General features: G+C 69.7%; 6 protein-coding genes and 1 riboswitch. Of the genes, 5 read left to right on the forward strand and 1 reads right to left on the reverse strand.

Going from position 1 to position 8,499, the window contains the following annotated elements; translation table 11 throughout:
* Positions 1-37: 37 nt before the first annotated feature.
* The 5 genes from ABZU72_RS25000 (at position 38) to ABZU72_RS25020 (ending at position 7,496) form a co-directional block, all read left to right on the forward strand.
* Positions 38-2,503 carry a transglycosylase domain-containing protein gene (locus tag ABZU72_RS25000; RefSeq protein ID WP_355021488.1) on the forward strand — a complete coding sequence of 822 codons (2,466 nt, stop codon included), beginning with the start codon at positions 38-40 and terminating at the stop codon, positions 2,501-2,503.
* A gap of 73 nt (positions 2,504-2,576) precedes the next feature.
* Positions 2,577-3,212 carry a TetR/AcrR family transcriptional regulator gene (locus tag ABZU72_RS25005; RefSeq protein ID WP_355021489.1) on the forward strand — a complete coding sequence of 212 codons (636 nt, stop codon included), beginning with the start codon at positions 2,577-2,579 and terminating at the stop codon, positions 3,210-3,212.
* Positions 3,209-4,822, forward strand: coding sequence for a CocE/NonD family hydrolase (locus ABZU72_RS25010; protein WP_355021490.1), 1,614 nt, complete (start codon positions 3,209-3,211; stop codon positions 4,820-4,822). Before ABZU72_RS25005 ends, ABZU72_RS25010 begins: the two co-directional genes overlap by 4 nt.
* Positions 4,823-4,908: 86 nt before the next feature.
* A riboswitch (SAM riboswitch) is annotated at positions 4,909-5,022 on the forward strand.
* 43 nt (positions 5,023-5,065) lie between these two features.
* A complete protein-coding gene (locus ABZU72_RS25015) occupies positions 5,066-6,403 on the forward strand; it encodes an aminotransferase class V-fold PLP-dependent enzyme (protein ID WP_355021491.1) in 1,338 nt (445 codons plus the stop codon).
* A gap of 37 nt (positions 6,404-6,440) precedes the next feature.
* Entirely contained in the window at positions 6,441-7,496 is a 1,056-nt protein-coding gene (locus ABZU72_RS25020) for a biotin/lipoate A/B protein ligase family protein (RefSeq protein WP_355021492.1), read from the forward strand.
* 5 nt (positions 7,497-7,501) lie between these two features.
* On the opposite strand, the gene ABZU72_RS25025 is transcribed toward ABZU72_RS25020, so the two are convergent.
* Positions 7,502-8,326, reverse strand: a complete 825-nt coding sequence (locus ABZU72_RS25025; protein WP_355021493.1) for an alpha/beta hydrolase — start codon at positions 8,324-8,326, stop codon at positions 7,502-7,504.
* Between the last annotated feature and the right edge of the window lie 173 nt (positions 8,327-8,499).

Raw genomic sequence — 8,499 nt, forward strand, 5'->3', positions numbered from 1 at the left:
CGGCCGCCGCAGTCAGTTGCCTAGGTCAGGTGGAGCAATGGAACACCGGAGCGCCGAGCCTCCGAAGGGTCCGACCGGTCCGCCGCCGTCGTGGAGGCCACCTCCTCCGCCCGCTCCACGGATCGCGGCCGAGCCGCCCCGGACCACGCCCAGCAGGCCGGGTGCGCGTCGTGCGGCGCCCAAGCCGTCCTCCGCCGGCGCCTGGCTCGCGAAGGCCGAACCCGCCAAGATCTGGGTCGCGGAGAAGTGGGCCGCGGCCAGGAGCTCGACGTCCACGGGTTCGACACCCCGGACCTCGACGCAGGCGACCTGGCGACGCTGGGGAAAGGTCACGGCGAAGGTGGCGCTGGTCGGGTTCCTGGCCATCGCCCTGATCGGGTCGGTGACGGCGATCGTGGCCTACAACCGGATCAAGGTGCCCGACCCCAACGCCGCGTTCGAGGTCGAGACCTCCTTCGTCTACTACGGCAACGGCAAGACCGAGCTCGGCCGCTACCAGGACGGCGACCAGAACCGGATCAAGCTCGACGCCGACGAGATCCCGGAGACCGTCAAGCACGCCGTGGTGGCCGCCGAGGACCGTACGTTCTACGAGAACAGCGGCGTCGACGTGAAGGGCATCGTGCGGGCCGCGTTCTCCAACACCACCGAGGGCACCTCGGGCGGTGCCTCCACGATCACCCAGCAGTACGTCAAGAACTACTACCTCAGCGCCGAGCGCTCCTACTCGCGCAAGCTGAAGGAAGCGGTCATCGCCCTGAAGCTGACCAGGCAGAAGAGCAAGGACCAGATCCTCACCGACTACCTCAACACGATCTACTTCAACCGCGGCGCCTACGGCATCGAGGCGGCCGCGAAGGCCTACTTCGCCAAGTCCACCAAGGACCTGTCGCTGCAGGAGACGGCGGCGCTCGCGGCCATCCTCAACAACCCGGCCGGCTTCGACCCCGCCAGCAGCACCTTCCGTGGCGAGGAGAAGCTGCTCGGCCGCTACCAGTACGTCCTCTCCGGCATGGTCGACCTCGGCTACCTGAAGCAGGCCGACGCCGACAAGGTGAAGGACGCGCTGCCGAAGTTCCCCGCGAAGACGGTGCCGAGCCGGCTCGGCGGCCAGCGCGGCCACGCGCTCACCATGATCAAGGCCGAGCTGCTCGGCCTCACCGACGCGCAGGGCAAGCCGCTGTTCACCGAGGAGAAGATCGACAGCGGTGGCCTCCGGATCACCGCGACACTCTCGCCCAAGGTCATGAAGGCGTCGGCGACCGCGGCCAAGACCGTGAAGCCGAAGAACCGGAAGGCGTACGTCAAGGGCGACCCCGAGCAGAAGAACGCCCTGCACGTGGCGACCGCCTCGGTCGACGTCGAGTCCGGAGCGCTGCTCGGCTTCTACGGTGGCCAGGACTACCTCGACAGCCAGCACAACTGGGCCGCGACCGGTGGTCACGCCGGGTCGACGATGAAGGCCTTCGCCACTGCGGCGGCCATCGCGAAGGGCTACTCGCTGAACTCGACGTGGGCGGGTGACTCGCCGTTCACGACCTACGCCGGCTCCGAGGTGGTCAACGAGGGTGAGCAGGCCGGGATCGCGGACGGGATGGACTACGGCCAGCACATCACGATGCTCAAGGCGATGGAGCAGTCGGTGAACACGGCCTTCATCGACATGACCGAGTCGATGGGTGGCCCCGAGGAGGGCCGCAAGGCGATCTACGACACCGCGGTCGCCGCGGGGGTCGCCCCGGCGAAGGCGAACCCGAAGTTCCCGGGGATCCCCAGCACCACCACCGACTTCGACCACAAGGCCGACGACCGGATCGCCCTCGGCCGCGCCAACGTCAGCCCGATCAACATGGCCAACGCCTACGCCACGATCGCCAACGGCGGCTACCGCCACGACGTACACGTGGTGAAGAAGGTCCGCGACCGCGCCGGCAACGTCCTCTACAGCTGGAACGGCCGGAAGAACGCCCGGCACGCGATCTCCGAGGACATCGCCGCCGACGTGACGTACGCGATGCAGGGCGTGGTGCAGAGCGGCTCGGGCCAGAAGGCCCAGAGCATCGGCCGGCCGGTGGCCGGTAAGACCGGCACCGGCACCTGCACCAACGCGCAGTACGTCTGCTCGTCGTGGTTCGTCGGGTTCACGCCGCAGATCGCCACCTCGGTCCGCTACTCGCGCGGCAACGGCGAGGGGAAGCTCGACGGCGGCTGGATGCCGTCCTACTTCGGCGCCGACTATCCCACCGAGACCTGGGCGGCCATCATGGCGAAGGCCATGGAGGGCAAGGAGGTCGAGAACTTCCCCGAGCCCGTCTACGTCGACGGCCAGGATCCCGAGACCGGACACGAGGAGGAGCTGATCGCTCCGCCCGCTCCGCCGGAGGAAGAGGACGACGGCGAGGAGTGCGACCCGGTCTCGGAGTTCTTCGGCACCTGCGACGGCGAGGGCGATGGCGAGGGCGGCTGGGGAGACGGCGGCAACCCCTGGGAAGGCCGTCCGTGATGTGAGCTGAGGCGTACGCCTAAGTTTTTCGCGACACTTGTGAATTAATTAACACGTGTCTAGGATCGCGCTCATGGAGTTCGAGCTGGCCGCGGCCACCCCAGCCAAGGATCGCCGCGTCCGACGTTCGCGGGCGGCGCTGATCCAGGCCGCAATCGCCCTGGTGACCGAACGGGGCACGGCTGCGATTCCGATCTCCGACATCGCGTCGGCGGCAGACGTGAGCCGGCAGCTGGTGTACCAGCACTTCGGCGATCGCGACGCCCTGCTGCTCGAAGGCGCGCTCGACCTGGCCAGGACCGGGCTGCTGCCACGTTTCGCAGAAGCGTCGGCGGAAGGGCGCGAGCGTGCGCTGGCCATGACGCGGCACTTCGCCGAGCATCGCGTCTTCTACCGGGCGATGCTGAACAGCTCCAGCGCCCATGCGCTGACCAAAGCACTCGGCGGCCTGATCCTCCCGGTCAACCGGCGTGCCGTGGAGGCGCACTTCGCGGAGGGCCACGACCCGCAGCAGCTCGATGACCTGGCGGTCTTCATCACTGGCGGCGGGGCCGCCTTCATCAACGCCTGGGTGACCGACGCGGAGGACCCGCTCGACCCCGAGGACCTCGCCGACCGACTCATCGGGCTGCTCGGCATCATCACCGCCGCAGTGCGCCAGACGGCTGCTTCCGACGTGCCCGTGCTGAAGAAGGAGACCGACCGATGAGCCTCATGAGTCACATCATCCAGCGCCAGATGAAGCTTTCCGAGCCACTGACGCGGAAGGTCGTCGTCGACCGCGACCTGCGCGTTCCGATGCGCGACGGCGTGGAGCTGCTGGCCGATCGCTGGACGCCGAAGGGCGGCGCGGAGGGCCTGCCGACCGCGCTCGTCCGGTGCCCGTACGGCCGTTCTGGCTTCTTCGGCGCGATCATGGCCCGCCCGCTCGCCGAGCGCGGCTACCAGGTGCTGATCCAGAGCGTCCGCGGCGGCTTCGGCTCCGGTGGCGTCATGGATCCCATGCTCCAGGAGCGCGAGGACGGCCTGGACACGTTGGACTGGGTGATCGAGCAGCCCTGGTTCGGCGACTCCATGGTGCTGGTCGGCATCAGCTACCTGGGCTATGTGCAGTGGGCACTTGCAGACAGCCTGCCGCCGCAGGTCAAGGCCATGATCCCGGTAGTCACCGAATCGGCGCTGACGAGTGAGTTCATGCGTGCCGACGGTCGTTCGTTGGAGCTGCCGCTCGAGTGGGGTGCGCTGGTCGCCACCCAGGAGCGCCCCTTCGCGATGTTCCGCAGGAACGCCCAGACCAAGAAGACTGCCGCTGCCCTGCGCGTGCTGCCCCTGCAGGATATGGACGTCGCGGCCACCGGCGAGCGTTCGCAGTACATCCAGGACGTTCTCGCCCATGATGCCGACGATCCGCACTGGGACGGCATCGACCACCGCCATCGGGTCGCCGGCACGCTTGTCCCGGTCAGTTCCATCGGCGGCTGGTACGACGTCTTCCTGCCGGGTCAGCTGCGGGACTTCGCGATTCTTCAGGACGCCGGCAAGCCGGCCCGGCTCACTGTCGGGCCCTGGACCCATGTGGACCTGACGATTCCTGGAGCGGCCGAAGCGGTCGACTTCGGCCTGGCGTACGCGCGCGGCGAGGAGCCGGCCGAACGGGCACCGGTGCGGTTGTTCGTGATGGGCGAGGACGCCTGGCGCGACTTCGAATCCTGGCCGCCGAAGGGCTATGAGCCGCAGCATCTCCACCTCCAGAGCGACGGTGGTCTGTCGGTGAGTACCCCGGACGACTCGGATCCCGACCGCTATCACTACGACCCGGCCGATCCGACGCCGGCGGCCGGGGGCATCAGCATCAGCCACGGCGGCCGCGTCGACAACGGCGCCGTGGAGGCTCGGGCCGACGTGCTCACCTACACCACCACGGTGCTCGACGAGGACGTCGAGGTCGTCGGCGAGGTCAGTGCCGAGATCTGGTTCCGGTCGAGCCTTGCGTACGCCGACGTCTTCGTGCGGCTCTGCGATGTCGACGAGGAGGGCCGCTCCCACAACGTCTGCGACGGACTCATCGGTCTGACGGGCGCCGACGAGCTCACCTGCGCGACCGTGCGGCTCTGGCCCACGGCGTACCTGTTCAAGCGCGGCCACCGGATCCGTGTGCAGGTCTCTAGCGGTGCCTTCCCGCGCTACGCCCGTAATCCCGGGACCGGGGAGCCGCTCGTCACCGCCACGACGCTCCTGGCTGCCGACCAGACGGTCCACCACGATCCAGAGCATCCTTCGGCTCTGATCCTGCCGGTTCGCGCCGTTCCGGCCACCTAGACGCGTCCAATATGTAGGACAAGCGTCCATATTTCGAGACGTACGGTTTGCGGGGTCCCTCCACCTCCGGCACCATCTTCGGCGAAGGTCACGACTGCCAGCGCGAAGCCCCGGCTTGCTGGCGGGCAACCCTCCCACGCGGTGGGGTGCTCCGGGTGACGACCAGGCCCTCGCCGAGGTGGCGCGGGCAAGCGCGTGCTTCGCCGGGCAGCCCTGGGGAGCCATGACCCGAAGGGTGCCCCCATGTCCCTGCTTCCGCTCGTCGGCTCGAACACGCAGGTCCCGCTGCTGGACGGAACGACCACGACGTACGCCAATCTCGATGTCGCCGCGTCGGCGCCGGCGCTGCAGAGCGTGGCCGATCGGGTGGCCGAGGTCCTGCCCTGGTACGCCTCGGTGCATCGCGGCGCCGGCTACCTGTCCCAGGTCTCGACCGCTCTCTACGAGGAGTCGCGCGCGACCATCGGCGCCTATGTCGGCGCCCGCGAGGACGACGTCACCGTCATCACCCGCAACACCACCGACTCGGTGAACCTGCTGGCCGGCTGCGTACCGGGCAGGGTGCTCGTCCTCGACATCGAGCACCACGCCAACCTGCTCCCGTGGCGCCGCGTCGAGGCCGGTGTGACCGTGGTCGCCGGCCGGGACACCCTCGCCGGCACCATCGACGCCCTCGCCGGCGAGCTGGCCCGCGACAGCTACGCCCTGGTCGCGATCACCGGCGCCTCCAACGTCACCGGTGAGGCGCTGCCGGTCGCCGAGATCGTCACCCTGGCCCACGCCCACGGCGCCCGGGTCCTCGTCGACGGCGCCCAGCTGCTCGCCCATCGCCACTTCTCGCTGGCCGCGACCGGCGCCGACTACGTCGTCCTCTCCGGCCACAAGCTCTACGCCCCCTACGGCGCCGGCGCCCTGGTCGGGCGCCGCGACTGGCTCGACGTCGGCACCCCGTACCTCGCCGGGGGAGGGGCCGTCGATGACGTCACTCACGCGTCGGAGGTCGAGCTTGTCGAGACCACGTGGCAGCCCGCGCCCGCACGTCACGAGGGCGGCTCGCCCAACGTCATCGGCGCCGCCGCGCTGGCCGCCGCCTGTACGACTCTCGGCGGCCTCGAGCCGGCCGAGCTGGACCGCCACGAGGCGTCACTGAGGGGGCGTCTCGTGGCCGGCCTGTCCGCGCTGGAGGGTGTGGATGTTCTGCGCTTGTGGCCCGACTCCGAGGAGCCGGTCGGGGTCGTCACGTTCACGGTCGACGGCATCGAACCCGGCCGGGTCGCGGCCTACCTCTCCGCCGAGCACGGTCTGGGCGTACGCGACGGCCGGTTCTGCGCGCAGCCGCTCCTCAAGCGCCTCGGGCTCACCGGCGGCGCGGTCCGCGCGAGCATCGGGATCGGCACCTCGGTCGCGGACGTGGACCGGCTGGTGGCCGGCGTACGTGCCCTTCTCGCGGGTGACGTCCGGGGCGACTACGTCCTCGTCGACGGGGCCTGGACGCTCGCCGAGGACCCGCGCCCGCTCGTCGGACCGGCCGGTCTGACCCGCCTGGCCGACACCGCCGGCTCGTGCGGAGCAGCCGTCTAGCCGGGATGATTCGGGGCGCTCACGGTGTTGAGAAATTGTGAGCGAAAGAGTGCATGGCGAGCGGAAGGTACGCGGCGGCAAGCTGGTCGTCGTCGACGCGACGGTCTCCGCTGACACGATCATCGACGTAGTCCTCTCGGGCGACTTCTTCCTGGAACCCGACGAGGCGCTGGGCTGGCTGACCGAGGCGCTGGAGGGGCAGTCCGTCGACCTCTCCATCGACCAGTTGACGGCGGTGCTCGACGTCGCCGCCCGTGATGCCGAGCTGGTCGGCTTCGGCACCCGTGACGTCGCCCTGACGGTGCTGCGGGCGCTGGGCCGGGCCACGACCTGGGACGACCTCGACCTCGAGATCGTCGAGACCGGGCCGCTCGCGCCGAAGATGCAGATGGCGCTCGACGAGGTCATCGTCCGCCAGGTCGCCGAGGGTCGCCGCGCCCCCAACCTGAGGTTCTGGGACTGGGCCAGCAGCGCGGTCGTGATCGGCAGCTACCAGTCGATCTCCAACGAGGTCGACGAGGCCGCCGCCGAGCGTCACGGCATCGAGGTCGTACGCCGCATCTCAGGTGGCGGTGCCATGTTCATCGAGCCGGGCAACACGATCACCTACAGCCTCGCCGTCCCCGACACGCTCGTGGCCGGCATGTCCTTCCAGGAGTCGTACGCCTTCCTCGACGAGTGGGTGCTGCGCGGCCTGCGCAGCGTCGGCATCGAGGCCGCCTACGCCGGTCTCAACGACATCGCCTCGCCGGTCGGCAAAATCGCCGGCGCCGCGCAGAAGCGGATCCCCGGCGGCGTCCTGCACCACGTCACGATGGCCTACGACATCGACGCCGACAAGATGCTCGAGGTGCTCCGGATCGGCCGGGAGAAGATGTCCGACAAGGGCACCCGGAGCGCCGCCAAGCGGGTCGACCCGATCCGTTCCCAGACCGGGCTGAGCCGCGAGAAGGTCATCGACGCGCTCCTGGCGGAGTTCGAGCAGAGCTTCGGGGCGGCGTACGTCGGCCTCGACCAGGCCACGATCGACGAGGCCGCGGCGCTCGTCGAGAGCAAGCACGGGACTCCGGCCTGGCGGGCCAGGGTGCCGTAGGCCGGTCAGCGGTCGATGAAGGCCAGCAGGTCGGCGTGCAGCCGGTCGCGATCGGTGTCCGGGAGGGCGTGGCTGGAACCCTCGTAGACCTTCAGCTCCGCGCCGTCGATCAGCTCGGCCGAGCGGCGGCCCCCGACGTCGATCGGCACGATCTGGTCGTCGTCGCCGTGCACGACCAGCGTCGGCACGTCGATCTTGGCCAGGTCGGGCCGGAAGTCGGTGGCGGAGAAGGCCGCGATGCACTCGTAGGCGCCACGGTGCCCGGAGGCCATGCCCTGGAGCCAGAAGGCGTCGCGGGAGCCCTGCGGCACATCGCCGTTGCGGTTGTGCCCGAAGAACGGCCCGTCGGCCAGGTCGCGGTAGAGCTGGGCCCGGTTCGCCAGCTCCCCGGCGCGGATCTCGTCGAAGACCTCGATCGGTAGCCCCTCGGGGTTGTCCTCGGTCCGCAGCATGAGCGGCGGCACCGCGGAGACCAGGACGAGCCCGGCGACGCGGGCTGTGCCGTGCCGCCCGACGTACCGGACGATCTCACCGCCGCCGGTCGAGTGCCCGACGAGGGTGAGGTCCTGCAGGTCGAGCGCGTCGATCAGAGTGGCGAGGTCGTCGGCGTAGGTGTCCATCTCGTTGCCCGACCAGGTCTGGCTGGAGCGGCCGTGGCCCCGGCGGTCATGGGCGACGGCTCGGTGACCGTGCTCCGCGAGGAACAGCGCGGTGGCCTCCCAGGCGTCGGAGTTGAGCGGCCAGCCGTGGCTGAGCAGCACGGGGCTCCCGCTGTCGCCCCAGTCCTTGTAGAAGATCTGGGCGCCGTCGTCGGCGGTGATGTAAGGCATCGGCTTCCTCCCACGGTCGGTTGGGTCCTGTCCCGACGAGCCTCGCGCAGTCACCCGGCTCCGCGGACCACGTGGACCGCGTAGTCCCGGGACTATTCTCGGCCAGGCGGATGATCGCATCGATCACCGGCTGGAAATGCTTGTGGCCGAACATCACGGCGCCGAGCATCACG

It is taken from the genome of Nocardioides sp. NPDC004968 (genome assembly GCF_040608935.1).
Classification (GTDB): domain Bacteria; phylum Actinomycetota; class Actinomycetes; order Propionibacteriales; family Nocardioidaceae; genus Nocardioides.